The sequence below is a fragment of the Pseudomonas sp. NMI760_13 genome, from assembly GCF_021283245.1.
Taxonomy (GTDB): domain Bacteria; phylum Pseudomonadota; class Gammaproteobacteria; order Pseudomonadales; family Pseudomonadaceae; genus Aquipseudomonas; species Aquipseudomonas peradeniyensis.
Genome location: NZ_JAJSRC010000028.1, coordinates 63978 through 88601, shown reverse-complemented (window position 1 = coordinate 88601; position 24624 = coordinate 63978). Strand labels below are relative to the sequence as shown.

At 66.3% G+C, this 24624-nt stretch carries 22 protein-coding genes; 15 read left to right on the top strand and 7 right to left on the bottom strand.

Annotation, left to right across the window (positions count from 1 at the left end; translation table 11 throughout):
- Nucleotides 1-52: 52 nt before the first annotated feature.
- Nucleotides 53-442 carry a helix-turn-helix domain-containing protein gene (locus tag LU671_RS23460; RefSeq protein WP_028692527.1) on the bottom strand — a complete coding sequence of 130 codons (390 nt, stop codon included), beginning with the start codon at nt 440-442 and terminating at the stop codon, nt 53-55.
- 568 nt (nt 443-1010) lie between these two features.
- On the opposite strand from LU671_RS23460, the gene LU671_RS23455 reads away from it, so the two are divergent.
- The 11 genes from LU671_RS23455 to LU671_RS23405 all read left to right on the top strand — a co-directional run bounded on the left by LU671_RS23455 (nt 1011) and on the right by LU671_RS23405 (nt 15354).
- Entirely contained in the window at nt 1011-2318 is a 1308-nt protein-coding gene (locus tag LU671_RS23455) for a nucleotide sugar dehydrogenase (protein WP_203652077.1), read from the top strand.
- A 96-nt stretch (nt 2319-2414) separates the two neighbouring features.
- Complete coding sequence (locus LU671_RS23450; RefSeq protein ID WP_442964144.1) at nt 2415-3905, top strand: glycosyltransferase; 1491 nt, start codon at nt 2415-2417, stop codon at nt 3903-3905.
- A 16-nt stretch (nt 3906-3921) separates the two neighbouring features.
- Nucleotides 3922-5085, top strand: a complete 1164-nt coding sequence (locus tag LU671_RS23445; RefSeq protein WP_203652072.1) for a PilZ domain-containing protein — start codon at nt 3922-3924, stop codon at nt 5083-5085.
- 9 nt (nt 5086-5094) lie between these two features.
- A complete protein-coding gene (locus LU671_RS23440; protein WP_232857042.1) occupies nt 5095-6543 on the top strand; it encodes an SEL1-like repeat protein in 1449 nt (482 codons plus the stop codon).
- Nucleotides 6540-7985 (top strand): alginate export family protein, encoded by a 1446-nt coding sequence (locus LU671_RS23435; RefSeq protein ID WP_232857040.1) that lies wholly within the window; start codon nt 6540-6542, stop codon nt 7983-7985. The genes LU671_RS23440 and LU671_RS23435 overlap by 4 nt, the downstream gene beginning before the upstream one ends.
- 12 nt (nt 7986-7997) lie before the next feature.
- A complete protein-coding gene (locus tag LU671_RS23430; RefSeq protein ID WP_232857039.1) occupies nt 7998-9425 on the top strand; it encodes an MBOAT family O-acyltransferase in 1428 nt (475 codons plus the stop codon).
- 156 nt (nt 9426-9581) lie between these two features.
- Complete coding sequence (locus tag LU671_RS23425; RefSeq protein ID WP_232857038.1) at nt 9582-10676, top strand: alginate O-acetyltransferase; 1095 nt, start codon at nt 9582-9584, stop codon at nt 10674-10676.
- An 18-nt stretch (nt 10677-10694) separates the two neighbouring features.
- Nucleotides 10695-11324 carry an alginate O-acetyltransferase AlgF gene (locus LU671_RS23420; protein WP_203652062.1) on the top strand — a complete coding sequence of 210 codons (630 nt, stop codon included), beginning with the start codon at nt 10695-10697 and terminating at the stop codon, nt 11322-11324.
- A 30-nt stretch (nt 11325-11354) separates the two neighbouring features.
- Nucleotides 11355-12749: an alginate O-acetyltransferase AlgX-related protein gene (locus LU671_RS23415; protein ID WP_232857037.1), complete on the top strand. Its 1395-nt coding sequence runs from the start codon at nt 11355-11357 to the stop codon at nt 12747-12749.
- Between the two features lie 32 nt (nt 12750-12781).
- The gene (locus LU671_RS23410; protein ID WP_232857036.1) at nt 12782-13906 is read left to right on the top strand and encodes a polysaccharide lyase; all 1125 of its coding nucleotides are present in this window, start codon (nt 12782-12784) and stop codon (nt 13904-13906) included.
- A 14-nt stretch (nt 13907-13920) separates the two neighbouring features.
- Nucleotides 13921-15354, top strand: a complete 1434-nt coding sequence (locus tag LU671_RS23405) for a right-handed parallel beta-helix repeat-containing protein (protein ID WP_232857035.1) — start codon at nt 13921-13923, stop codon at nt 15352-15354.
- Nucleotides 15355-15495: 141 nt separating this feature from the next.
- On the opposite strand, the gene LU671_RS23400 is transcribed toward LU671_RS23405, so the two are convergent.
- Together LU671_RS23400 and LU671_RS23395 are read right to left on the bottom strand one after the other, a co-directional pair.
- The gene (locus LU671_RS23400; RefSeq protein ID WP_203652052.1) at nt 15496-15927 is read right to left on the bottom strand and encodes a GNAT family N-acetyltransferase; all 432 of its coding nucleotides are present in this window, start codon (nt 15925-15927) and stop codon (nt 15496-15498) included.
- The gene (locus LU671_RS23395) at nt 15917-16303 is read right to left on the bottom strand and encodes a DUF488 domain-containing protein (protein WP_186714710.1); all 387 of its coding nucleotides are present in this window, start codon (nt 16301-16303) and stop codon (nt 15917-15919) included. Before LU671_RS23395 ends, LU671_RS23400 begins: the two co-directional genes overlap by 11 nt.
- Nucleotides 16304-16433: 130 nt before the next feature.
- Here LU671_RS23395 and LU671_RS23390 point away from each other — a divergent pair, with 130 nt between their 5' ends.
- Entirely contained in the window at nt 16434-18050 is a 1617-nt protein-coding gene (locus LU671_RS23390) for an inorganic phosphate transporter (protein WP_232857034.1), read from the top strand.
- A gap of 122 nt (nt 18051-18172) precedes the next feature.
- Here LU671_RS23390 and LU671_RS23385 read toward each other — a convergent pair whose 3' ends face one another.
- The 3 genes from LU671_RS23385 to LU671_RS23375 form a co-directional block, all read right to left on the bottom strand.
- Nucleotides 18173-18868 (bottom strand): glutathione S-transferase N-terminal domain-containing protein, encoded by a 696-nt coding sequence (locus LU671_RS23385; RefSeq protein ID WP_232857033.1) that lies wholly within the window; start codon nt 18866-18868, stop codon nt 18173-18175.
- Between the two features lie 30 nt (nt 18869-18898).
- Nucleotides 18899-19414 carry a GNAT family N-acetyltransferase gene (locus LU671_RS23380; RefSeq protein ID WP_203652046.1) on the bottom strand — a complete coding sequence of 172 codons (516 nt, stop codon included), beginning with the start codon at nt 19412-19414 and terminating at the stop codon, nt 18899-18901.
- A 66-nt stretch (nt 19415-19480) separates the two neighbouring features.
- Nucleotides 19481-19978, bottom strand: a complete 498-nt coding sequence (locus LU671_RS23375) for a PaaI family thioesterase (RefSeq protein WP_203652045.1) — start codon at nt 19976-19978, stop codon at nt 19481-19483.
- A gap of 214 nt (nt 19979-20192) precedes the next feature.
- On the opposite strand from LU671_RS23375, the gene LU671_RS23370 reads away from it, so the two are divergent.
- On the top strand, nt 20193-21443 hold the full coding sequence (locus LU671_RS23370; RefSeq protein WP_232857032.1) for a 2-aminoadipate transaminase: 1251 nt from the start codon (nt 20193-20195) through the stop codon (nt 21441-21443).
- A gap of 3 nt (nt 21444-21446) precedes the next feature.
- Here the strand turns inward: LU671_RS23370 and LU671_RS23365 are convergent, their stop codons facing one another.
- Nucleotides 21447-21749, bottom strand: coding sequence for a hypothetical protein (locus LU671_RS23365; RefSeq protein ID WP_110738050.1), 303 nt, complete (start codon nt 21747-21749; stop codon nt 21447-21449).
- Between the two features lie 230 nt (nt 21750-21979).
- Between LU671_RS23365 and LU671_RS23360 the strand changes: the two genes are divergently transcribed.
- Both LU671_RS23360 and fusA read left to right on the top strand, forming a co-directional pair.
- On the top strand, nt 21980-22408 hold the full coding sequence (locus LU671_RS23360; protein WP_232857030.1) for a hypothetical protein: 429 nt from the start codon (nt 21980-21982) through the stop codon (nt 22406-22408).
- Nucleotides 22409-22476: 68 nt separating this feature from the next.
- A complete protein-coding gene (gene fusA / locus LU671_RS23355) occupies nt 22477-24591 on the top strand; it encodes an elongation factor G (protein WP_232857029.1) in 2115 nt (704 codons plus the stop codon).
- The last annotated feature ends 33 nt before the right edge of the window (nt 24592-24624 follow it).

The window sequence follows — 24624 nt, the reverse complement described above, 5'->3', positions numbered from 1 at the left end:
GTCAGTGGGGCGATTGGATCCCGCCACCTTAACAAAATTTTTCACAACGAACCTAGCGCAAAGCGTCATGGAAATATGCCTGCCGGTCAGGCCGCCGAATACGCAGCACTTGCGCCCCGCCCTCCTCGCCTGCCAGGCGGTTGAGCAAGTGCCAGACCGCGGCCTGGTCGGCCGAGGGCAGGCGGCGGAACGCGTCGAGCAGACGGTTTTCGTCGGACGTGAGGCTGTCCAGCGGCGCGGGGGTGTGCACGCCGCTCAGCACATAGAGCGCATCGACGCCCTTGCTGGCGACCGCCGCGAGGTAGTCCATGCGCGGCGTGCGTTCGCCGCTCTCGTATTTGCCCTGGGCGTTGGGCTCGACGCCACCGATGTCGCCAAAGATACGCTGGGTCAGCCCCAGGCGTTCGCGCTCTTCTCTGAGTCGCGGACCGAATCCGTTCATCTGCTTGCCTCCTTTGCATGAATGGAAGAAGGGTGCATCCCGCACCCGAGTGAATGCCTGCGCAGTCGTCCGGCACTATGCCAATTGGATCCAATCCTTGCAAGCCATCATTGCGCCACAGTCGGACGTCTGGGGGACATGGACGCGCCCGACGACAGACGAAAATAGCACTTCCAAGAATAAGAAAAATCACCCAAATCAGTAAAAAAGCGCACATCGAAGCGCGACTGAAACGGTAGAAAAAGTGGCGAAAAGCGCCATTTTGGCGTCATTTTATCGGCACAAACAAGCGCATCTATTTTTTGACGCCCAACTTTTATCTAACTTTAAGTCATTGTTTTATAAGTAATTTTAAACTTTCTCACAGGAAATTTAGAATTTATCAAAACAACAACACAACAAAGCTTGCCGAACTATCAGAAAACTCCTTAGGATGTAAAAAGACCACCAAGAAACAGCCTGCATCGCTATATATCTAGCGCGGCCTGATCCTGCGCGTCTGGCATTTTCAAAACTTCTGAACTGAGTATCTCGGCCGGCCTTGCGCCGCGCCTGGGGAGAGGGATCTATGAACATCAGTATCTTCGGACTTGGCTATGTGGGAGCGGTCTGCGCCGGCTGCCTGTCGGCACGCGGACACCAGGTACTGGGGGTGGACGTCGCCCAGGCGAAGATCGACATGATCAACCAGGGCCGCTCGCCCATCGTCGAGCCGGGCCTGGAACAGCTGCTGCTCGACGGCGTGCGCCAGGGCCGCCTGCGCGGCACCACCGATGTCCAGGCGGCGATCCTGGCCACCGAGCTGTCGCTGCTGTGCGTCGGCACGCCGAGCAAGGCCAACGGCGACCTCGACCTGGTGTACATGGAAGCGGTGTGCCGGGAGATCGGCGCGGCCCTGCGCGACAAGGCCAGCCGCCACACCGTGGTGGTGCGCAGCACGGTGCTGCCGGGCACGGTGAAGAACGTGGTCATCCCGCTCCTCGAGCAGGCCTCGGGCAAGCAGGCCGGCCGCGATTTCGGCGTGGCGGTCAACCCGGAATTCCTGCGTGAAAGCACGGCGATCCAGGACTACGACTTCCCGGCCATGACCGTGATCGGCGAACTCGACAGCCAGTCCGGCGATCTGCTCGCCACGCTGTATACAGGCCTCGACGCCCCGGTGATCCGCAAATCGATTGAGGTCGCCGAGCTGATCAAGTACACCTGCAATGTCTGGCACGCCACCAAGGTCAGCTTCGCCAACGAGATCGGCAACATAGCCAAGGCCTCGGGGGTCGATGGCCGCGAAGTGATGGACGTGGTCTGCCAGGACTACAAGCTCAACCTGTCGCGCTACTACCTGCGCCCGGGCTTCGCCTTCGGCGGCTCGTGCCTGCCCAAGGACGTGCGCGCCCTCACCTACCGCGCCAGCCAGCTGGACGTGGCGCACCCGCTGCTGGCCTCGATCATGGACAGCAACCGCAACCAGGTACAGAACGCCTTCGACCTGGTGACCCGGGCCGGCAAGCGCCGCATCGCCCTGCTCGGGCTGGCCTTCAAGGCCAACAGCGACGACCTGCGCGAAAGCCCGCTGGTAACCCTGGCCGAGCAGCTGATCGGCAAGGGCTACGACCTGCGCATCTTCGACGCCAACGTCGACCACGCCCGCCAGTTCGGCGCCAACCGCCAGTACATCGAGCAGCAGATCCCCCACGTCAGCGCCCTGCTGCGCAGCGACCTGCAGCAGGTGATCGACGAGGCCGAGGTGATCGTGCTGGGCAACAACGACGAGCGCTTCGTCCAGGCCCTGGACGTCGGCAACGGCAAGCAGGTGATCGACCTGGTCGGCTTCATGGCCGGCAGCAGCGACGCCCAACGCCACGGCATCTGCTGGTAAGGCACGCCGCCGCCCGCCGTTACGGCGGGCCCCGACCCAAGGAGCTACAACGCCATGGAACGACAGCAACAGCGGCCTTTCGCGGCCCCGGGGTATATGCGCGCGGCGGCCAGCTTCTGCGCCTGGACGCTGCTCGCCGGGCTGATCGCCCTGGCCGCGCAGGTGGTCGCGCCACAGTACCTGGACCCGAACCACCACCTGTTCATCTTCATCATTGGCACCCTGGGCATGTGGCGCTACGGCAACGCCATCGTCCACTACCTGCGCGGCATGTACTTCCTGCACTGGCGCTTCCCGCGCCTGCGCCGCCAGGTCGAGCGCCTGGGTGACGCGGCCTTGCCGTCGCACATGTTCATGGTGGTGACCAGCTTTCGCATCCCCACCCACACCACCTTCAAGGTGTACCAGTCGGTGTTCCAGGAGGTGCAGCGGCTGAAGGTGCCGTGCACGGTAATCGCCTCGATCGTCGAGAAGGGCGACGAGCAGTTCATCAAGGACATCATGCGCGACGAGGTGCGGGGCCGCGACGATATCGGCCTGGTGATCGTCCGCGCCCGCGGCACCGGCAAGCGCGATGGCCTGGCCCACGCCTTCCGCGCGCTGTCGCGGCAGATGCCGCTGGACGAGGCGGTGGTCGGCGTGGTCGACGGCGACACCATGATGCTGCCCGGCTGCGTCGAGCGGGCGGTCAAGCTGTTCGCCGTGCTGCCCGACGTCGGCGGCCTGACCACCAACGAGTTCTGCCAGGTCGAGGGCAGTCGCTGGATGCGCCAGTGGCACTCGATGCGTTTCGTCCAACGGCATATCAACATGTGCTCGATGGCCCTGTCGCACCGGGTGCTGACCCTCACCGGGCGGCTGTCGTTCTTCCGCGCCGGGGTGATGACCGACCCGGATTTCATCCGCGACGTCGAGGCGGATTTTCTCGAACACTGGCGCCTGGGCCGCTTCCAGTTCCTCACCGGCGACGACAAGTCGAGCTGGCTGAGCCTGATGCGCGCCGGCTGGGACACCTTCTACGTGCCCGACAGCCACACCCTGACCGTCGAGCACCCGCCCAGCGACAGCTTCTGGGTGGCCACCCGCCAGCTGATGTTCCGCTGGTACGGCAACTCGCTGCGCCAGAACTTCCGCGCCACCGCCCTGCTCGGCCGCGCGCGCCTGGGGCTGTTCACCCTGTACGTGCTGCTCGACCAGCGGGTGTCGATGTGGACCTGCCTGATGGGCCTGACCGGCTCGGTGGTCGCCGGCCTGGTGTTCGGCATCCAGTACCTGCTGGTGTACCTGTTCTGGGTGCTGGTCTCGCGCAGCCTGGTGACGGTGCTGTTCGTCTTCGCCGGGCACCCGGTCAGCCCGATGTACCCGTTCGTTCTCTATTACAACCAGATCGTCGGTTCGCTGATGAAGGTCTACGCGATGTTCCACATGGACCAGCAACGCTGGACGCGGCAGAAGACCACCCTGGCCACCGGCAGCGTCGACTTCGACGCCGGCCTCAACCGCTGGTCCTCGAAGGCGATGCTGTGCTCCTCGATCGCCATCTTCTTCGGGGTCATCACCGTTCTTCTGGAACTCTCGCAACGTTAAGGAAAGGCGCCTGCACATGAGTACTTCGAATACCCCGGCGGCCCCGGGCACGACCACGGCCAACATCGTCCACGAAGCCATCGACGAGCGTCAGTACGTGCGCACCCGCATGCACGCCCGGGTGCGCCTGTCCGGTGTCGGCCGCGAACCGTTCGAGGCCGACCTGGCCGACATCTCGCTGGGCGGCATCGGCCTGCTGCACGAGGCGCCGCTGACCGTCGGCGCGCTGTACGACGCCTCGATCCAGCTGCGCCTGAACCAGGTGGACCTGTCGATCGACGGCAAGGTGCGCATCGTCTCCCAGCGCGGCAAGGAGGTCGGCGCGCAGTTCGTCGACCTCGACGCGCAGAAGCGCGACATCCTGCGCTACCTGATCAGCGCCTACCTGTCGGGCGAAGTCGCCGACATAAACGGCCTGTTCAACGTGATGCAGCGCGAGAACTACATCAAGGCGCGCAAGCACCAGCAGGCCAGCGCCCGCACCCCGGCCGAGCGCCTCAAGGCCGTGGCCGGCACCGCGCTGTACGCCGCCGCCGGCCTGGCCGCGCTGGGCTTCGTCGGCTACAAGGGCTACCTGCTGTTCTTCCGCGTCCCGGCGCTGCAGGCCACGGTGGCCGGCAATGCCCAGGTCATCAGCATGCCGGACAACGGCTACGTGAAGTACCTGCTGCCGGCCGGCGCCAGCGAGGTGCAGGCCGGCCAGCCGCTGGCGAACATCTCCACCCAGCTGGCCACCAGCTTCACCAGCCCGGCGGACATGAAGGCCCTGGCCGACCTCGCCCCGGGCGACCTGCAGGCGCTGCTGGGGCGCGCCAGCGTCGAGACGGTGATCAACAGCCCGTGCGACTGCCAGGTCTGGTACCCGTCGCCGCCGCTGGACGGCTATGGCTACAAGGCGGCGCCGATGATGCACCTGCTGCCGAAGCACGAGGGCTTGTTCGTGCGCGCCAACGTGCCGTTCGACAAGCTCGCCGATGTCGGCCGCGTGCGCTCGGTGGACATGCAGGTGTTCGGCCTCGACCAGCACTTCAGCGGCAAGGTGGTCGACGCCCGCTCCGACGAGCTGAACCACAACCTGGCCCTGACCATCCAGCCGGACAGCCCGCTGCCGGCAGCGGCCTACCAGAAGGCCGTGGCGGTCGACCTGTACCTGGGCCTGCCGTTCGGCAGCGGCAACTGAGGGCCGGTCATGATCGCCAAGAACGCCCCGCGCCTGTTGCTGGCCGGCCTCGGCCTGGCCTGGGCCGGCAGCGGCTGGGCCGGGCAGAGCCTGGAGCAGATCCGCTACGCGCTGTACAAGGACCCGAGCGCCGATGTCACGAGCGACCTGCGCGCCCTCGCCGAGCGTGGCGACCTGGCCTCCAAGCAGCTGCTCGGCGATGTGCTGGCCAACAGCGACAGTGCCAACCGCCAGGACATCGTGAGCCTGTACCAGGAGGCCTTCGCCGACGGCCACGGCCAGATCCCGGCGCTGGCCTCGCTGGCGCGCCTGCTCGACCGCACCCCGCGCCTGCAGCGCAGTCACGAAGCCTGGGTGCGTCAGGCCCTGGCCCGCTACCCCAACGACCGTGATCCGCGCAGCACCAGCACCAGCCTGGAGGTGTTCCTGGTCTATCCGCAGCTGTTCCCCGGCGAGCGCGCCGCCGAACTGCTGGCGCTGTACGAACAGAGCTGCCTGCTCAACTGTCGCCCTGAGCTGTACCGCGCCGTGGTCGCCGAGCGCCAGGGCGACAGCGCCGCAGCCGAGCGCTGGTACCAGCAGGCGGCGCGCATCGACCCACGCGGCATCGAGCGCTACTACCGCTTCCTCGGCGAGCGCCAGGACCCGGCCTTCCTCGCCTTCGCCCGCAGCCTGGAGCCGGAGATGGCCAGCCTGCCGGTGGAGGTCGTGCAGCGCATCGGCGCGCTGCTGGACAGCATCCACGGCACCACCCGCGCCGAGCTGGACGCCGAGCGCGAACAGCGCCTGAGCCGCGCCATGGGCCCCAAGGTCGAGCCGACGCCCGAGCAACTGGCCCGCGACAAGGCCAACGACCAGTTGCGCGCCGACGGCATCGCCGAGGCCCAGCGCTGGCTGGACAACGCCGTCGCCCGTGGCTACCTGCCGGCGCAGGTGTCCAAGGCCAACTTCATGATCTCCAACCCCACCGAGCACAACGCCGAGCAGACCCAGGCGCTGATCGCCCAGGTGCGGGCCAAGGACCCGACCCGGGCCAAGGCGCTGGATGCGGCGTTCTACATGGTCAACAACTGGCTGACCCTGGATCCGCAAAAGTCCCAGGCGCTGATCGACGAGCTGATCACCGCCCGTTATCCCGACGCGCAGCTGCTGCTGGGCGACCTGTACAGCAAGGGCGGCCTCGACCAGCCCGACCAGGAGCGTGCCCTGGCCATCTGGCAGCGGCAGGCCGAGCAGGGCTCGACCGCGGCCTGGTACCGCATGGCCACCGTGCACCTGCGCGGCCGGGCCATCTGCCACGACCCGGTCAAGGCCTACACCTATGCGCGCATCGCCCTCGACCTGGGCGAGACCCGCGCCCGCGGCCTGATCAAACGGCTGGACAAGACCTTGCCCAAGGATGACATCGAGCGCGCCCTGGCCGCGCGCAACGATCTGTTGAAGGAGGCCACCCTGTGAAAGCCCACCCACCCCTGCTCGGCGCCCTGCTCGCCCTGGCGCCCCTGACGGTGCTGGCGGCCGAGGAAGTCACCGGCCCCGAGGCCGACAGCAACGCGCCTGTGCGCGTCGCGGCCGTTGACGGCAGCGAGCCGCTGATCACCTCGGAGTTCTTCAACAAGCTCACCGTGCAGACCGGCTACGGGCCGCAGGACTCCCAGGTCGGCCGCGACCGCGAAAGCTTCTACAGCCTGCGCTACGAGCCGTCGTTCGCCTGGTACTCGCCGGAAAAACGCTGGGCCAAATGGATGGTCTATGGTCGCCTGTGGCTGAACTACGACTCCAGCCAGTCGAGCAACCTGGCCAACGAGTCGACCAACAACAATGAGCGCGAGCAACCCGAGGGCTGGTACGCCGAGCTGCGCGAGCTGTACGTCAAGCGCAACCTGATCGGCGACGACCCGCGCTTCTCGCTGTCGTTCGGTCGTCAGCGCTTCTACGACGACTACGGCATCTGGTGGGACGACAGCCTGGAGTCGCTGCGATTCAACTACCAGGATACCTTCAGCGATGCCTTCGTCGCGGTCGGGCAGAAATTTCGCAACTACAACACCGACGTCAATTCGCTGGCCGCCAGCGAAGCGCGCACGCTGTACCTGATGGGCCAGTACGCCTATCGCTGGAGCCCGAACAACCAGGTCGGCGTGCGCCTGATGCAGGAGAACGACCGCAGCGGCCACGACGCCGACGACCGCTACGACTTCAAGGGTTGGCGCTACGGACTGTTCTTCAAGGGCGACAACCTGCCGCTGGCCAGCGACTACCACCTGGAACTGGCGGCGCTGGACGGCACGATGGACAACACCGCCGGCAACGGTGTCACCAGCACCGGCCACGGCAGCCGCGGCTGGGCGGCGCTGGGCGAGGTCGGCAAGCGTTTCGAGACCTTGCCCTGGACCCCGCGCCTGGCCCTGCGCGGCGGCCTGACCGACAAGCCGGACGACGACAACGACGGCTTCCGGCTCAACCCGATCCAGTCCGACCGCATCACCCGCCAGGGCTCGTACAGCACGCGCCTGACCAGCTCGTTCGTCGCCCTCGACCTGCGCAACCTGAGCTACTACGGCGTCGCCCTGGAGACCCGGCCCACGGCGCGCAGCGCCCTGGACCTGCGGGTGACCCAGCTCAACCTGCGCGACGAAGGCGGCGCCCTGCCGATCCGCATGACCGCCGATGCCCGCGCCCGGCGCCAGAGCGAACTGAACGCCGGCCGGCACGGCAAGGGCGACAACGTCGGCCAGATGATCGACCTCAACTACTACTGGAAGATGTTCCCGGTAGCCCTCGACGGCAAGCACCTGGACGTCAACACCCTGGTCAGCGCCAGCTACCTCAACGCAGGCAGCGCGCTGGACACCGGCGACGACTACCAGCTGAGTGTCGGCGTGGTGATCAGCTACTAAGGACCGGCCAGCATGATCTTCGCCTCCAACGTCTTCCTGTTCCTCTACCTGCCGCTGTTCCTGGCCATCTACTACCTGGCCCGGCCACAGTGGCGCTCGCTGGTGATCGTCGCCGCCAGCTACGTGTTCTACGCCTGGTGGCGCCCGGACTTTTTGCTGCTGTTCGTCGCCATCACCGCCTGGAACTACGGCTTCGGCCTGTTCATCAAGGCGCGCCTGGACGCCGGCGACAAACGCCGTGCCCTGCGCCTGCTGTGGCTCGGCGTGGCCGGTAACCTGGCCACGCTCGGCTACTTCAAGTACGCCAACTTCGGCGCCGAGGTGCTGGCCCTGCTGCTGGCGCCGCTGGGCATCAACACCTGGACCCTGGAGAACATCTTCCTGCCGCTGGGCATCTCGTTCTACGTGTTCCATGCCCTGAGCTACATCGTCGACATCTACCGCAAGGACGCCACGCCCACCCGCAGCTTCATCGACTTCGCCGCCTTCGTCGCGCTGTTCCCGCACCTGGTGGCGGGGCCGATCCTGCGCTACAGCCAGCTCGCGCCGCAGCTGCGCCAGCGCAGCCACTCGCTGGAGCTGTTCTCGCTGGGGGTGTGCCGCTTCATGCTCGGTTTCATCATGAAGGTGCTGATCGCCGACCGCCTGGCGCCGATCAACGTGCTGTTCGTCGGCGAAGGCACCCTGCAGTTCAGCGATGCCTGGTTCGGCCTGGTGGTCTCGACCCTGCAGCTGTACTTCGACTTCGCCGGCTACAGCCACATGGCCCTGGGCCTGGCCTTGATGATGGGGTTCCGCTTCCCGGAAAACTTCAACCAGCCCTATGTGTCGCAGAGCATCACCGAGTTCTGGTCGCGCTGGCACATGACCCTGGCGCATTTCCTGCGCGACTACGTGTACCTGCCGCTGGTGCGCAAGCGCGTGGCCGGCGCCCTGCCGGCGCTGGTGTGGACCATGCTGCTGTCGGGCCTGTGGCACGGCGCCAGTTTCGCCTTCATCTGCTGGGGGCTGTTCTTCGGCATCGGCATGGTGCTGGAGCGCAGGTTCAACCTGGCGACCAAGGTCACCACGCCCTATCACCTGGGCCGCAACCTGCGCACCGCGCTGCTGATCATCCTGAGCATGCCGCTGTTCTTCACCATGGACCTGCGCCACAGCCTGCAGATCTACCAGGCGCTGCTGGGCTTCAACGGTTTCGGTTCGCTGGAGCTCTACGTGCTTGGCGCCTCGAGGATGGCCATGGCCTTCGCCCTGGTGGCAATCGCCTGGCTGATCCTGGCCGGGATCAACAACGTGCGCTTCTACGCCGGCAACAAGGAAGGCTACTTCATGCGTCACGTCGGTGTGCTGCACAGCCTGCTGCTGTGGGGCGGCTTCCTGCTGGCGCTGAGCAGCCTGGCGGCCAGTTCGTTCTCGCCGTTCCTGTATTTCCAGTTCTAGGGCAAGGCTTGAGATGCCCCCTGCAGTAGCGGGCTTGCCCCGCGAACACCGGCGCAGCCGGTGCCATGCACCGCGTCGCCTTGATCGCGGGGCAAGCCCGTTCCTACAGGGGGACGTGTCGATCAATGAATCAACTTACTGTTCCGTGGAAATGCCATGTACCCAGTGATGAATTCGGCCGGCAAGGCCAACGGTGTGGTCTTCGCCCTGGCGCTGGCGGCGATGTTCGTCTATTCGCTGCCGCCGGTGCTGAGCTTTGCCCGCGCCCAGACCGACAGCTGGAACCTGTTCGTCGACGGCAAGCTGCTGCGCAAGTTCGAACAGGTCTACGACAAGCGCCTGTTCCTGCGCGAGCCCTCGCAACGACTGTGGGCCGACGCCCAGTTCCAGCTGTTCGGCGAGGGCACCAAGGGCGTGGTGCTGGGCAAGGACGGTTGGCTCTACACCAACCAGGAATACCGCGTGCCCAACGACCTGGACGCCAGCCTGGCGAGCCAGCTGGAGCAGATCGTCAAGGTCCAGAGGCAACTGGCCGAGCACGGCAAGCACCTGGTGCTGCTGCCGCTGCCGATGAAGCTGGATATCTACGCCAACCACGCCGAGCACGCCTTCGATCCGCGGGTGCACAGCCTCTACGACCGCTTCGTCGCCGACCTGCAGCTACGCCGGCTGGACGTGGTGCCGTTGCGCGACGCCTACCTGCGCAACCTGGCCGGCCCACGGCTGTTCCTCAAGTCCGACACCCACTGGAGCCCGGACGGCGCGCGCCTGTCGGCCTATGAACTGGCCCGCCAGCGCCCGCAGTTGCTCGGCGACCAGGTGTACGTGTCGCGCAAGGCCGGCGACAAGACGGTCAAGGGCGACCTGATGAACTACCTGCAGTTCGACCACGCCCGCCTGGCGCCGCAGTTCGGCCCTAACCCGATCGAGCTGTACGAGACCCTCCAGGCCGAACAGAACAGCGACGCGCTGTTCGCCGAACAGACACAAAGCCTGCTGCTGGTGGGTACCAGCTACAGCAAGATCGACGACTGGAACTTCGTCGGGTTCCTCAAGGAGGCGCTCAACCGCGACCTGTTGTCCATCGCCGTGGAGGCCCGCGGGCCGTTCGAGGCGATGAACCAGTTTCTCGCCGGCGACCAGTTGCAGAACCCGCAGATCGACACCGTGGTCTGGGAGTTCCCCCTGCGCACCCTGTTGGCCCATCGTCCCGGCGCGCTGGCCCGCAGCGCCCAGCCCGGACATTTCTGACGTCCCTAGGAGAACCTGATGAAGCTTTCGCCCCTGTTCACCGCCCTGGCCCTGACCTGTGCCAGCCACGCCGCCCTGGCCGCCGAAGGCAATGCCGACCTGTACGACGCCGTGGCCCCGGCCGATTCTGCGTTCGTGCGTGTGCTCAACCTGTCCGACGGCAACGTCGAGGTGGCCCTCAGCGGCAAGCTCAACCCGCAGAAGGTCGCCCCCGGCCAGCTCAGCGGCTACCGCTTCGTGCCGGCCGGCGTGCACAGGATCGGTATCGGCGCCAAGGCCATCGAACCGACCCTGGTGGCCAATGCCGCCAGCACCGTGGTCTACGACGGCAAGCAGCTGCAGTTGATCGCCGACCAGTACGTCAACGAGCCGAAGAAGGCCCAGGTGGCCTTCTACAACTTGACCCCGTCCCAGGCCACGCTGCGCACCGCCGACGGCAAGCACGAGGTGGTCAAGGCCCTGGCCAGCGGCCAGACCGGCGCGCGCATGGTCAACGAGATCAAGATCGACTTCGCCGCCTACGTCGGTGGCCAGGAAGTGGCCAGCTTCGATGAGCTGTTCCTCAAGAAGGGCCGCTCGTACAGCTATGTGCTGCTGCCAGGCAACCGCAGCCTGAGCCTGGCCAACAGCATCGACCCGACCGAGTGACGCCGTGCCGCACGCAAGGATGACTGGCCCATGAACACCCTCCTCCCCCTCGGCCTCGCGGCCACCCTGGCCCTGCTCGGCGCGCAGGCAAAGGCCGCCGAGCCCGTCCGGCCCGGCTGCGAAAACCTGCAGTGCATGGTCTGCCCGGCCCTGGCCGAACCGCAGCACTATGCCGAAGGGCGCATGAAGCTGATGCGCCAGATCGTCCCCGGCAAGGAGCGCTGGCTGTTCCGCTCGATGGTCGACCTGACCAATGACTTCGGCATTCCCGCGCCCATGCGCCCGGAGTTCGCCCGGCTGATGGACGCGTTCCACCGCCAGGGCATCCAGGTGGCCATGGCGATCCAGCCGACCCGCGGCCTTATGCACCGCGACAAGCTCTACGCCGAGCAACTGCACGGGTTCGACTACGCGCGCGCCAGCCGCAACCTCGACAGCTACCTGGGGCAGCTGCGCCAGGCCGGCGCGGTGGTGGCGCCGATGATGCAGCTGGTGCGCCAGCCGCCCCAGGGCGAATACTTCTTCCGCCGCGACCACCACTGGACCCCGGCCGGCGCCGAGGCAACGGCCAGGCTCATGGCCGAGGAGATCCGCCGCCAGCCGTTCTACAACAGCCTGACCAAAAAGCGCTACAGCACCGAGCCCGGCGTGATGGTGCCCAAGGACGGCACCCTGAACCTGGCCCTGAGCTACATCTGCGGCAACAACTACGGTTTCCAGTACGTGCGCGGTTACCAGACCGTGCCGGTGGCCGACAGCAGCGACGCCCTGTTCGACGAAGCCCCCGATCCCGAGGTGATCCTGGTCGGCGACAGCAACGCGGCGGCCCGCGAGGACGAGAGCAAGCAGTTCAACTTCGACGGCTACCTGAAGCAGTACCTGGAAGCGGATGTACTCAACTACGCCCTGCCCGGCGTGGGCGAGGACGGCTCGCTGCTGGAGTACCTGCTGTCCGCCGACTACAAGCCCGAGGCGCCGCCCAAGCTGATCGTCTGGGAACTGCCGGCCAACTACCGCCTGGATTCGCCGTTGATGTACCGCCAGCTGGTGCCGGCGATACACGGCGGCTGCAGGGCGTCCAGGGAAATCCTTGGCACGAAACAGCAGCGTCCGCCACTCAAGGTCGGCGAGCGCATCGAACTGCTGAGCAATGCCGGCAGCGCCCGGCAGGCCGTGTCCAAGGGCTTTCTCGATATCCGCCTGAGCGACAGGAGCGTCAAGGACTTCTACCTCATCGTCTATTACGACAATGGCGCCCGCGACAAGGTGTGGTTCCGGCGTGAGGCTGCGGTAAGCGGCGGCCAGTACTACCTCGAACTGAGCAAGGCCCCCGAGTTCGCCGGCGCCAACCTGCTCTCGGTGTTCCTCGAACCGACCAAGGCCGGCACCGCCGCCACCGATGTGGAGACCCGCCTGTGCCTGTGAACCGCACCCACGCAATCCCTGTAGGAGCGGCCTTGCGCCGCGAAAGAGGCGCAAAGCGCCCCCACAGGTTCACGCTCACCCTGGCAGCCCTGGCCTTGCTCACCCCCACGGCCCACGCCGCGCAAACCATCTGGCCCGCCCGCGCCACCGCGCAATCGGCCATGATCGCCGACTACCGCACCCTCACCTGCAGCAAGGCGTCGCCACCGCCCTATACCGCCAGCCTGCACCTGCAGAGCAAATACGACCCACGCGACGCCAGCAAATCCACCCTGCGCGCCAGCCCAGACGCTGACAGCGAGCGCGTCGCCCGGCAGATCAAGCAATTCGTCGGCGGCCTGATCCAGGCCGGCAAGCGCTTTCAGAACGCCAGCAAGCCGCAGCAGGCCAACATGGCCCTGGCCTGCCAGGACCAGTGGCTGGAACACTGGGCGCAAGCGGGTGCCCTGCTCGACCCGGACGCCAGCAACACCGGCATGGCAGCGCGCAAGTGGGCCCTGGCGGCCATGGCCGGCGCGGTGCTGCTGACCCAGGCCGCGGCCGACGGCAAGGCGCAACTCAGCCCCGCGCAACGTCACTGGTTCACCCAGCTCGGCGAGCAGGTGATCCGCGAATACGACCCGCGCCGCCAGTCCACCACGGTCTATTTCAACAACCACGACTACTGGGCCGCCTGGGCGGTGGCCGCCGCCGGCATGCTGGTGGGCCGCGACGACTTCATCCGCTGGGCCGACGGCAACCTGCGCCGGGGCCTGGCCCAGGCCGTGAGCAGTGGCGACCAGGCTTACCTGCCGCTGGAAGTGGCACGCAGCAGGCTGGCCGCCAACTACAGCCAGTACGCCCTGGTGCCGCTGGTGCTGCTCGGCGAGTCGGCCCGGGCCAACGGCCTGGCCTGGAGCGAGGACGACCAGCGTACCCTCGACCAGCTGGCCACCTTCGCCGCCCGCAGCGTGCTCGCCCCGGACTCCCTGCCCCAGCTCAAGGGCCAGCGCCAGGCCGACGTCGCGCCCTACAAGCTGGCCTGGCTGATACCGTTCCTGGCCCGCCGGCCCGGGCATGCCCTCGCCCGCCAGCTGTACGACAGTGAAGACGGCGAGGTGGACAACTACAGCCAGATCGGCGGCCCGCTCAAGCCGGCCTACCCCAACCTGCCTTGATCAAGGACGCTCCCATGGCACCGTTCAGCCGCTTTTCCCTCACCTGCCTGGCCGCCCTGCTGCTGGCGACGACCGCCCAGGCCGCGACGGTGATGGACACCCTGCCCCAGGCGCAGTATCAGCAGCAGCTGGAGCAACTGCGCCACCAGGCCCGCCAGGCGGTGACCTTCGAGCAGGCACGCCGCCCGCCACCCGCGGGCCGCGCCAGTGTCAGCCTGCAACCGATGTTCTCGTCCCAGGCCGGCAGCTGGCCGTTCGAGCCGTTCGTCCACAACGGCCTGTTCCGCGCCATAGCCGGCTACCAGGCGCATCACCCGCAGGCCGTGGTGCTGCGCGGTGGCAGCATCACCCTGGCGCAGCTGCACGATGCGCTGCACGACCCACGGGTCCTCAAGCGCTACAAGGACGGCTACCTGCTCAGCTACCCGTTGATGATCGGCGCCGATGCCGGGCTGCTGCTGGAGGGCACGAGCCTCTACCTGTACAGCTACTCCGGCACCGCGCTGATCAACCAGGGCTGGCTGGGGCTGAACCAATCGACGCTGGAGAGCGTCGCTGGCGACAAGCCCGGCAACACCAACCGCGCCTGGCGGCCCTTCGTGGTGGCCTGGGCTGGCAGCCATACCCAGGTGATCGGCTCGACGCTCAAACGCCTGGGCTACAACACCAACCTGTCCCGCGGCCTGAGCACCGCGCTCAGCACCCAGCAGCCGTCCAGCACGCGTCCGGCCACGCTGCTGGTGGAGACCAGTCATTTCAGCGAGCTGTCCAGCGCGGTGGAGCTGCAGCACAGCCAGGCGACCATCATCGACAACCGCTTCGAAGGCTCGCAGCAGTACGCCATCGACGCCCGCGACAGCCAGTTGAGCCTGCGTGGCAACCAGCTGCGCGGCGTCGACAATAACAGCGGCGTGCGCCTGCGTGGCCAGACCCGGGCTTTGGTCGAAAACAACCTGATCCTCGGCGCCGCCAAGGCCGCCATCGAGATCAGCGACCAGCGCGGCGCCGTGCTGCTGGCCGGCAACCGCATCGGCGACAGCCGTGGCCATGGCATCCAGCTGCGCAACCTCGCGCCGACGACCGAAGCCCCGCTGCTGATCGACGACAACCTGCTGGCCAGCAGCCAGGGCAGCGCCGTGGATGCCAGCGAGGTCACGGCCCTGACCTTGGTGGGCAACCGTATCGGCAACACCCCGGAGTACGCCGTCAGCCTGCGCAACGCCACGCCGCAGCCCGGGCCGCTGGTGATCAGCGGCAACCGCCTGGGGCAGGTGGGCAAGGCGGTGGTGCGGGTCGAGGGCGTGCGCGAGGTCGAACTGGGAGGCAATCGCTTCGATGGCAAGGCGCTGCTGCAGAACCTGCTGGCCGGCGACCTGCTGGCGTTGCAGGGGCCGGTGCTGGAGGCGATGCTGGTTCAGGGGCGGATGGTCAGGGTGCGCCAGGACTGAAATACACCGCCCCTTGTAGGAGCGGCCTTGTGCCGCGAAAGGGGCGCGGAGCGGCCCCAGGATTTGAGCGTTAAAGCAAAGATCGCCGGGGCCGCGTTGCGGCCCTTTCGCGGCGCAAGGCCGCTCCTACACAGGATCGCGTCAAGGTGCCGGGCGCTGCATCCGCACAAAGCACTCGTCCATCCCGACCTCGACGAACCCTCGGCGCTGGTACAGGCGCCGCGCCGGATTGCTGCTGAACACCATCAACCGCAGCCAGGGCAACCCGCGCTGCGCGGTCCAGCCGGCCAACTGCTCCAGCACCCAACCTCCCACGCCCCGGCCGCGCTGCTCGGGCAACAGGTGCAGCTCGCGGATGTACAGCGCCTGACGGTCCTGGCTCAGGCTGCAAAAGCCCAGCACCCGGTCGTCCTCGACCACCAGCCACTGTTCGCGCCAGCCCCAGGCTTCGTCGAAGGCTTCCTCGATCCACAACAGATCGAATTCACGGTAATACGGCAGCATGGCGCGGCGCGTGAGGTCACGGGCAAACGTCAGGTGTTCGTCGCTGGCAGGAATCAGTTCAAGGGGCATAGCACACCGGCGAACTGGCCGGGCCACGGCGTTCCAGTTCGTCCTCCAGCCACCGGGCCAGGACCTGGGCGTTGTTGTGCTCGGTGTCCTTGCCGGCGTACAGCAAGGTCAGGTCGCCTTTGCCAGCCAGGTCCAGCAGCGGGTACCAGTGCTCGGGGTGAGCGGCCAGTTCCTGCTGGTAGCGCTGGGTAAAACCGGCAAAGTCGAACTCGCCGGCGTGAAACGCCTTGCGCAATGCGTCGGACGGCGCCACTTCGCGCAGCCACTGCCCGTGCAGGTCTTCCTTGCGCGTGTTGCGCGGCCACAGGCGGTCGACCAGCACACGTTGGCCATCGCTCGCCATGACGGGATCGTACACCCGCTTGCAACAGATCATCGGAAACTCGCTTGGCAATTGCGTGGTGCCTTCTAGACTAGAGGTTCCGTTGACCGAGGTCACGCGGGAGTAACAGATTGTTTCTAGGATAGGAAACCTTCCCCTCTCCGTCGAAGCCCCCGGAGCCATCATGACAACTCCCTTGCTGGTCAGCCAGGACGCGCTGCCCAAGCTCGACTCCCGCCCCCACCTGTCCCACCGTCCCGGACGCGCCACCCTCACCCTGTTCTTCGGCCTGCTGCTGGCCGGCCTGGCCTACACCTTCTGGAGCCTCAAGCAGGATGTCAGCGCCAGCGGCACCGTGGTCACCACCGTCACCCCCTTCCTGCTGCTGGGCCTGGCCCTGCTGATCGCCCTGGGCTTCGAGTTCGTCAACGGCTTCCACGACACCGCCAACGCGGTGGCCACGGTGATCTACACCCATTCGTTGCCGGCGCCGGTGGCGGTGGTCTGGTCGGGGTTGTGCAACTTCCTCGGCGTGCTGCTCTCCAGCGGCGCGGTGGCCTTCGGCATCATCGCCCTGCTGCCGGTGGAGCTGATCCTGCAGGTCGGCTCGTCGACCGGCTTCGCCATGGTCTTCGCCCTGCTGCTGGCGGCGATCATCTGGAACCTCGGCACCTGGTGGCTGGGCCTGCCGGCGTCGTCCTCGCATACCCTGATCGGCTCGATCATCGGCGTGGGCGTGGCCAACGCGCTGATGCACGGGCGCGACGGCACCAGCGGCGTGGACTGGACCCAGGCCAGCAAGGTCGGTTATGCCCTGCTGTTCTCGCCCCTGATCGGCTTCGCCTGCGCCGCCCTGCTGCTGCTCGCCCTGCGCGCGCTGGTCAAGCGCCGCGAGCTGTACCAGGCGCCAGAAGGCCAGACACCGCCGCCCTGGTGGATCCGTGGCGTGCTGATCCTCACCTGCACCGGCGTGTCGTTCGCCCATGGCTCCAACGATGGCCAGAAAGGCATGGGCCTGATCATGCTGATCCTGGTCGGCACCCTGCCGATGGCCTATGCGCTGAACAAGACCATGCCCAACGAGCAGGCCCTGCAGTTCTCGGCGGTCGCCGAGGTCACCCGCCAGGCCCTGGTGCGCGCCGCGCCGGCCCCCGCACCGGCCGATCCGCGCCAGGTGCTGACCGCGTTCATCTCCGAGCCCAAGGCCAGCGCCGAGCTGGTCCCGGCGCTGGCCGCGCTGACCGGCATGATCGGCGAGGAAGTCAAAGGCTATGGTTCGCTCAAGCGCGTGCCGGCCGAGGCCATGGCCAACGTGCGTAACGACATGTACCTGACCAGCGAGGCCATCCGCCTGATCGACAAGCACCGATTGGCCCACTACGACGCCGACACCACGCGCCATGTGCAACTGTTCAAGCGCCAGCTGGACGACGCCACCCGCTATATCCCGCTGTGGGTCAAGGTGGCGGTGGCCATCGCCCTGGGCCTGGGCACCATGGTCGGCTGGCGGCGCATCGTGGTGACGGTGGGCGAGAAAATCGGCAAGACCCACCTGAGCTACGCCCAGGGCGCTTCGGCCGAGGTGGTGGCGATGTGCACCATCGGCGCGGCGGACATGTTCGGCCTGCCGGTGTCGACCACCCACGTGCTGAGCTCGGGCGTGGCCGGGAGCATGGTGGCCAATGGCTCGGGAATTCAACGCAAGACGCTGGTCAACCTGTTGATGGCCTGGGTGTTGACCTTGCCGGCGGCGATGTTGCTGGCGGGGTGCTTGTACTGGTTGCTGAACCAGATTCTCTGAATGTCGCTGAATCTGCAGGCGATCGCGCAGGATTACCAGCGTGGGAGCGGGCTTGCCCCGCGATAGCGATACTGAATTTTCCGACGCTATCGCGGGGCAAGCCCGCTCCCACGGATCCCCTGTCAGGCCGGGATCTTCAAACCGCGCTGGACCGCCGGGCGCTCGAGGAACTTGGCCAGCACCCGCTGCACTTCCCTGAAATTATCGAACCCCACCAACTCGCGCGCGTTGTAGCGCTCCACCAGGTTGCGCACCCAGGGGAAGATGGCGATATCGGCGATGCTGTACGCATCGACCATCCACTCGCGCCCTTGCAGATGGCGGTCGAGCACGCCCAGCAGGCGCTTGGACTCATTGACGTAGCGATCCCGGGGCCGCTTGTCCTCGTACTCCTTGCCGGCGAAGAAGTGGAAGAACCCCACCTGGCCGAACATCGGCCCGATGCCGCCCATCTGGAACATCAGCCACTGCAGGGTCTGGTAGCGCTGGGCAGGATCCTGGCTGAGCAACTGCCCGCTCTTCTCGGCCAGGTACTGCAGAATCGCCCCCGACTCGAACAACGGCAGCGGCTGGCCACCAGGGCCATCGGGGTCGAGGATTGCCGGAATCTTGTTGTTGGCGCTCAGGGAGATGAACTCGGGGCTCAGCTGGTCGTCGTTGTCGAAGCTGACCTTGTGCACCTCGTAGGGCAGGCCGATCTCCTCGAGCATGATCGAGACCTTGACGCCGTTGGGCGTGGCCAGCGAATACAGTTGCAGGCGCTCGGGATGCCGGGCCGGCCATTTGCGGGTGATGGGGAATGCACAAAGATCGGTCATGTTCGCGCCCTGAAGGTTGGGGGATTCAATTTAAAGACTGTCGGGCGTCCTGACCATCACCCAGTCTCGGTGCCGCTCGTCACCGCAGGGAAAGATCGCCTCGCCCACCTTGCGAAAGCCATTGCGCTCGTAGAAACGGATGGCCTTGGCGTTGAGTTCGTTGACGGTCAGGCGAACCGGGCCACAGGTGTGGGACAAGATAGACTCGAGCAGCGACTGCGCGGCGCCTGTGCCGTGGGCGACGGGCAGCACATAGCAGCGGGAAATCTCCACCAGCTGATCGGCCGCGGCGATCCCCAGTTCACCGGGTGCCAGGTCGAGCATGCTGTAGCCCAGCACCTGGCCGTCCTGCTCGACCACCAGCAGGCGCTTGTGCGGGTGGCACAGGTGCGCCTGGAAATGCTCGGGCTGCAGGTTGTGGGTGATGTAATGCTGCTGCGCCGCCGGGGCACTGTCGGGCGGGCTGGCCAGGGCGAAGGTGGCCTGGCCGATATGGCTCAGGACTGCGCAATCGTCCCTGCGGGCCGGGCGGATCTGGTAGGGCATGGCAACATCCTGTCGGGCATCCGGATCACCCTCGACAATGCCAGCCCCTCCCAACCGGCGCAAGGTTCAGGCGTCGCCGTGAGCCTGGCGCTTGAGCTTCTCGGTATCGACCCGGACAAACACCGAGTCAGCGGTGACGGTCAGCACATCACCGGCCCAGACCTCGCAGATCACCCGGCTCTTGCGCCCTACCTCACCCTCGACCCGCGCCTTGAGCTGCAGCTCGACGCCCATCGGCGTGGGCTTGAGGTAGGTCAGGCTGAGCTGGCCGGTAACGCAGTCGATACGCGGCAGGCTGCCGGGCTCGCGGCCTTCGGCCCGATAGTGGTGGGCCATCGCGGTCCAGTTGGAATGGCAATCGACCAGCATGGCCAGCAGGCCGCCGTAGACCAGGCCGGGCCAGCCGATGAAGGTCGGATCAGGGGAATGACGGCACAGCAGGTGGACGCCGTCGTCATCCCAGTGACTCTGCACGTGCAGGCCGCTGGGGTGGGAACAACCGCAGCCATAGCAGGTGCCATCAGGGGCGGCGAGTTGCTGCAGGGAAAGGGCTTGCTCGGTCATACGCGTCCTTGGCTTGTTGGATTTGGGAAGGAGGCTGGCTGCCGATGGTAGCGCCCTGCCCGTTCCACGCCAATGAGCGTGTCCCGGGATAACGTCAAAGACAACCCATCAAGTTCAGGAAGAAAACGAATGACGGCAATCGAATAATTCGTTTGCGGGATATATCCCCGCCACGCTTGGATACGACCTGACTCGAACAACAGGCCGCGTGCAGATGAATCAGGAAAGTATCAGCCAGTCCATCGCCATCGTTCACCCGATCACTCTTTCCCACGGCCGCAACGCCGAAGTCTGGGACACCGCCGGCAAGCGCTACATCGACTTCGTCGGCGGTATCGGCGTGCTCAACCTGGGCCACTGCAACCCGGCGGTGGTCGAGGCCATCCAGCAGCAGGCCGCGCGTCTGACCCATTACGCCTTCAACGCAGCGCCCCACGGCCCCTACCTGGAGCTGATGGAGCGCCTGCGCCAGTTCGTCCCGTTCAGCTACCCGCTGGCGGGCATGCTCACCAACAGCGGCGCGGAAGCGGCGGAGAACGCCCTCAAGGTCGCCCGCGGCGCCACCGGCAAGCGCGCCATCGTCGCCTTCGACGGCGGTTTCCACGGCCGTACCCTGGCCACCCTCAACCTCAACGGCAAGGTCGCCCCGTACAAGCAGCGGGTCGGTGAACTGCCCGGTCCGGTCTACCACCTGCCCTACCCCAGCGCGGACACCGGGGTGAGCTGCGAGCAGGCGCTCAAGGCCATGGAGCGCCTGTTCGGCGTGGAACTGGCGGTGGAGGACGTGGCGGCGTTCATCTTCGAGCCGGTGCAGGGCGAAGGCGGCTTTCTCGCCCTCGACCCCGCCTTCGCCCAGACCCTGCGCCGCTTCTGCGACGAGCACGGGATCCTGATCATCATCGACGAGATCCAGTCCGGTTTCGGCCGCACCGGCCAGCGCTTCGCCTTCCCCCGGCTGGGCATCGAGCCGGACCTGTTGCTGCTGGCCAAGAGCATTGCCGGCGGCATGCCGCTGGGCGCGGTAGTCGGGCGGCAGGCGATCATGGGCGCGCTGCCCAAGGGCGGGCTGGGCGGGACCTATTCGGGCAATCCGATCGCCTGCGCGGCGGCGCTGGCAAGCCTGGCGCAGATGACCGACGCCAGTATCGCCACCTGGGGCGAACGGCAGGAACAGGCCATCGTGGCGCGCCATGCGCGCTGGAAAGCGTCGGGAATGTGCGCAGCGCTCGGGCGCCTGACCGGCACCGGGGCCATGCGCGGGCTGGAATTCGTCAACCCGGACGGCAGCCCGGCACCGGCGCAACTGGCCAAACTGCTGGAGGCAGCGCGCAGCAAGGGGTTGTTGCTGATGCCCAGCGGCAAGGCGCGGCACATCATCCGCCTGTTGGCACCGCTGACCATCGAGCCTGAGGTGCTCGAGGAAGGCCTGGATATCCTCGAGCAGTGCCTCATGGAGCTGGGCTGAGGGTTACAGGCCCAGCTCTTCAGGGGTGGGCATGTCGCATTCGAAGGCGATCCAGCCGCCTTCGAGCTCAGCGTGGCCGTTGACGATCAGGCCGTAGTAGGTCAGGCCGTTCTCCAGGGTGACGCAGATGTGCGTGGCGCCTTTTTCGGGGGCCGCGAGCGTGCCGACGAAATGCACTTTCTTCAGCACCTCGGTCACCGCCTCAAGGCCCACGCGCATGTTGGTGTTCTCCGAGGCCTCGGTATCGCCCCCACGGTCTTCGGCGCTGATGGTCACGGTGGCGGTGTACGGGTACTTGGTGCTCAAGCGGGGTTACCTCAACAGGTGTATTAGGCGTATGGGCGCGTAGAGTACGGCAGGCGGCCCTTGTTGTCTCTAATGGCCTCTTCGCGGGTAAACCCGCTCCCACAGGGATTTTCACATTGCCTGTGGGAGCGGGTTTACCCGCGAAGAGGCCAGGCCTGCAAAAGGTGATCTGAAGGGCCCGATCTGTTAGGGTGCCCGGCGATGCACGCCACACCACGCGAGGATACCGAGTGAGCGCCGAACAACCCCTGATCGCCGACCTGTTCGAGGTCGACAAACGCCTGACCCTCAAGCCCGTCGTGGACTTCAACGCCTACCTGCGCAACGCTTTCGGCGACGGCCCCTGCCGCTGCCACCGCTGCGTCGAGGGCAATGGCGACGAGAGCGGCTACGAGCACCGTCACAGCTTCGAACTGGAAGGCCGCACCCTGCACCGGCGCTTCGCCAGCACCGCCGGCAGCGACGTGCTGATGGCGCTGAAGAAGGCCTGGCTGTCGTATACCAAGGCCGAGCTGATCACCGTCGGCACCCTGGACATGGCCACCCTCAAGTCGTTCACCGAGGCCGCCCTGCACGAGCGCCTGCTGGCCCTGCTGCCGGCCAGCGGCCTGGCCCGCGAAAGCGATGGCCAGTGGCAGTTGCAGGTGCTCGCCGACTGACGGTCGCCCCGGCAGGATTCTCCCGCTCTGCTACCTTGGGAGAATCCTCACCCACAGGTGATCCGACCATGGCCCGCACGACCCCCATCGAGCTGTACCGCAACATCGGTATCGTTGCCCACGTGGATGCCGGCAAGACCACCACCACCGAGCGGATCCTGTTCTACACCGGGGTCAACCACAAGATGGGCGAGGTGCACGACGGCGCCGCGACCATGGACTGGATGGCCCAGGAGCAGGAGCGCGGCATCACCATCACCTCGGCGGCCACCACGGCCTTCTGGCAAGGCTCGACCAAGCAGTTCGAGCACAAGTACCGCTTCAACATCATCGACACCCCCGGCCACGTCGACTTCACCATCGAGGTCGAGCGCTCGCTGCGCGTGCTCGATGGCGCGGTGGTGGTGTTCAGCGGCGCCGACGGCGTCGAGCCGCAGTCCGAGACCGTATGGCGCCAGGCCAACAAGTACCATGTGCCGCGCCTGGCCTACATCAACAAGATGGACCGCCAGGGCGCTGACTTCCTGCGGGTGGTGAAGCAGATCGACCAGCGCCTGGGCCACCATCCGGTGCCGATCCAGCTGGCCATCGGCAGCGAGGAACACTTCATCGGCCAGATCGACCTGGTGAAGATGAAGGCCATCTACTGGAACGACGCCGACCAGGGCACCAGCTACCGTGAAGAAGCGATCCCCGCCGAGCTGCAGGCCCTGGCCGACGAATGGCGTGCCCATATGATCGAGGCTGCGGCCGATGCCAGTGAAGAGCTGACCCTGAAATTCCTCGACGGCGAGGAGTTCACCATCGAGGAAATCAAGGCCGCCCTGCGCCAACGCACCATCGCCAACGAGATTGTGCCGACCATCCTCGGCTCGTCGTTCAAGAACAAGGGCGTGCCGCTGATGCTCGACGCGGTGATCGACTACCTGCCCGCCCCCAGCGAGATCCCGGCGATCAAGGGCACCGATCCGGACGACGAAGAGAAGCACCTGGAACGCCACGCCGACGACAAGGAACCCTTCTCGGCCCTGGCCTTCAAGATCGCCACCGACCCGTTCGTCGGCACCCTGACCTTCGCCCGGGTGTATTCCGGCGTGCTCAGCTCCGGCAACGCCGTGCTCAATTCGGTCAAGGGCAAGAAGGAACGCATCGGCCGCATGGTGCAGATGCACGCCAACCAGCGCGCCGAGATCAAGGATGTGTGCGCCGGCGACATCGCCGCGCTGATCGGCATGAAGGACGTCACCACCGGCGACACCCTGTGCGACATGGACAAGCCGATCATCCTCGAGCGCATGGACTTCCCCGACCCGGTGATCTCGGTGGCGGTGGAGCCCAAGACCAAGGGCGACCAGGAGAAGATGGGCATCGCCCTGGGCAAGCTGGCCCAGGAGGACCCGTCGTTCCGGGTCAAGACCGACGAAGAGACCGGCCAGACTATCATTTCGGGCATGGGCGAGCTGCATCTGGACATCATCGTCGACCGTATGAAGCGGGAGTTTGGCGTCGAGGCAAATATTGGCAAGCCACAGGTGGCTTACCGCGAAAAGATCCGCAACAAGTGCGAAATCGAGGGCAAGTTTGTTCGCCAGTCCGGCGGTCGCGGCCAGTATGGGCATTGCTGGATCCGTTTCGAACCCGGTACCGATGGCAAGGAAGGGTTGGAGTTCGCCAACGAAGTAGTCGGAGGTGTTGTACCGAAGGAGTACATTCCAGCCATCCAGAAAGGCATTGAAGAGCAGATGAAGAACGGCGTGCTCGCCGGCTATCCGCTACTCAATCTTAAGGCCGCAGTGTTCGATGGCTCGTCTCATGACGTTGACTCCAGCGAGATGGCCTACAAAATTGCCGCTTCGATGGCCACCAAGCAGTTGTCGCAGAAAGGCGGCGCGGTGCTGCTGGAGCCGGTGATGAAGGTCGAGGTGGTGACGCCCGAGGAGTACCAGGGCGATATCCTCGGCGACCTGAGCCGCCGCCGGGGGATGATCCAGGACGGCGACGAGACTCCGGCCGGCAAGGTGATCCGTGCCGAGGTGCCGCTGGGCGAGATGTTCGGCTACGCCACCTCGATGCGCTCGATGACCCAGGGTCGGGCCAGTTTCTCGATGGAGTTCACCCGCTATGCCGAAGCACCTGCGAGCATTGCCGATGCCATCGTGAAGAAGAATCGCGGCGAGTCGTAGGGAGCACGCCCTCTGTAGGAGCGGCCTTGCGCC

Bases quoted from the DNA above. Each gene is read 5' to 3' on its own strand.
- LU671_RS23460 (WP_028692527.1), bottom strand. From the start codon at position 442: ATGAACGGATTCGGTCCGCGACTCAGAGAAGAGCGCGAACGCCTGGGG.
- LU671_RS23455 (WP_203652077.1), top strand. From the start codon at position 1,011: ATGAACATCAGTATCTTCGGACTTGGCTATGTGGGAGCGGTCTGCGCC.
- LU671_RS23450 (WP_442964144.1), top strand. From the start codon at position 2,415: ATGCGCGCGGCGGCCAGCTTCTGCGCCTGGACGCTGCTCGCCGGGCTG.
- LU671_RS23445 (WP_203652072.1), top strand. From the start codon at position 3,922: ATGAGTACTTCGAATACCCCGGCGGCCCCGGGCACGACCACGGCCAAC.
- LU671_RS23440 (WP_232857042.1), top strand. From the start codon at position 5,095: ATGATCGCCAAGAACGCCCCGCGCCTGTTGCTGGCCGGCCTCGGCCTG.
- LU671_RS23430 (WP_232857039.1), top strand. From the start codon at position 7,998: ATGATCTTCGCCTCCAACGTCTTCCTGTTCCTCTACCTGCCGCTGTTC.
- LU671_RS23425 (WP_232857038.1), top strand. From the start codon at position 9,582: ATGTACCCAGTGATGAATTCGGCCGGCAAGGCCAACGGTGTGGTCTTC.
- LU671_RS23420 (WP_203652062.1), top strand. From the start codon at position 10,695: ATGAAGCTTTCGCCCCTGTTCACCGCCCTGGCCCTGACCTGTGCCAGC.
- LU671_RS23415 (WP_232857037.1), top strand. From the start codon at position 11,355: ATGAACACCCTCCTCCCCCTCGGCCTCGCGGCCACCCTGGCCCTGCTC.
- LU671_RS23405 (WP_232857035.1), top strand. From the start codon at position 13,921: ATGGCACCGTTCAGCCGCTTTTCCCTCACCTGCCTGGCCGCCCTGCTG.
- LU671_RS23400 (WP_203652052.1), bottom strand. From the start codon at position 15,927: ATGCCCCTTGAACTGATTCCTGCCAGCGACGAACACCTGACGTTTGCC.
- LU671_RS23395 (WP_186714710.1), bottom strand. From the start codon at position 16,303: ATGATCTGTTGCAAGCGGGTGTACGATCCCGTCATGGCGAGCGATGGC.
- LU671_RS23390 (WP_232857034.1), top strand. From the start codon at position 16,434: ATGACAACTCCCTTGCTGGTCAGCCAGGACGCGCTGCCCAAGCTCGAC.
- LU671_RS23385 (WP_232857033.1), bottom strand. From the start codon at position 18,868: ATGACCGATCTTTGTGCATTCCCCATCACCCGCAAATGGCCGGCCCGG.
- LU671_RS23380 (WP_203652046.1), bottom strand. From the start codon at position 19,414: ATGCCCTACCAGATCCGCCCGGCCCGCAGGGACGATTGCGCAGTCCTG.
- LU671_RS23375 (WP_203652045.1), bottom strand. From the start codon at position 19,978: ATGACCGAGCAAGCCCTTTCCCTGCAGCAACTCGCCGCCCCTGATGGC.
- LU671_RS23370 (WP_232857032.1), top strand. From the start codon at position 20,193: ATGAATCAGGAAAGTATCAGCCAGTCCATCGCCATCGTTCACCCGATC.
- fusA (WP_232857029.1), top strand. From the start codon at position 22,477: ATGGCCCGCACGACCCCCATCGAGCTGTACCGCAACATCGGTATCGTT.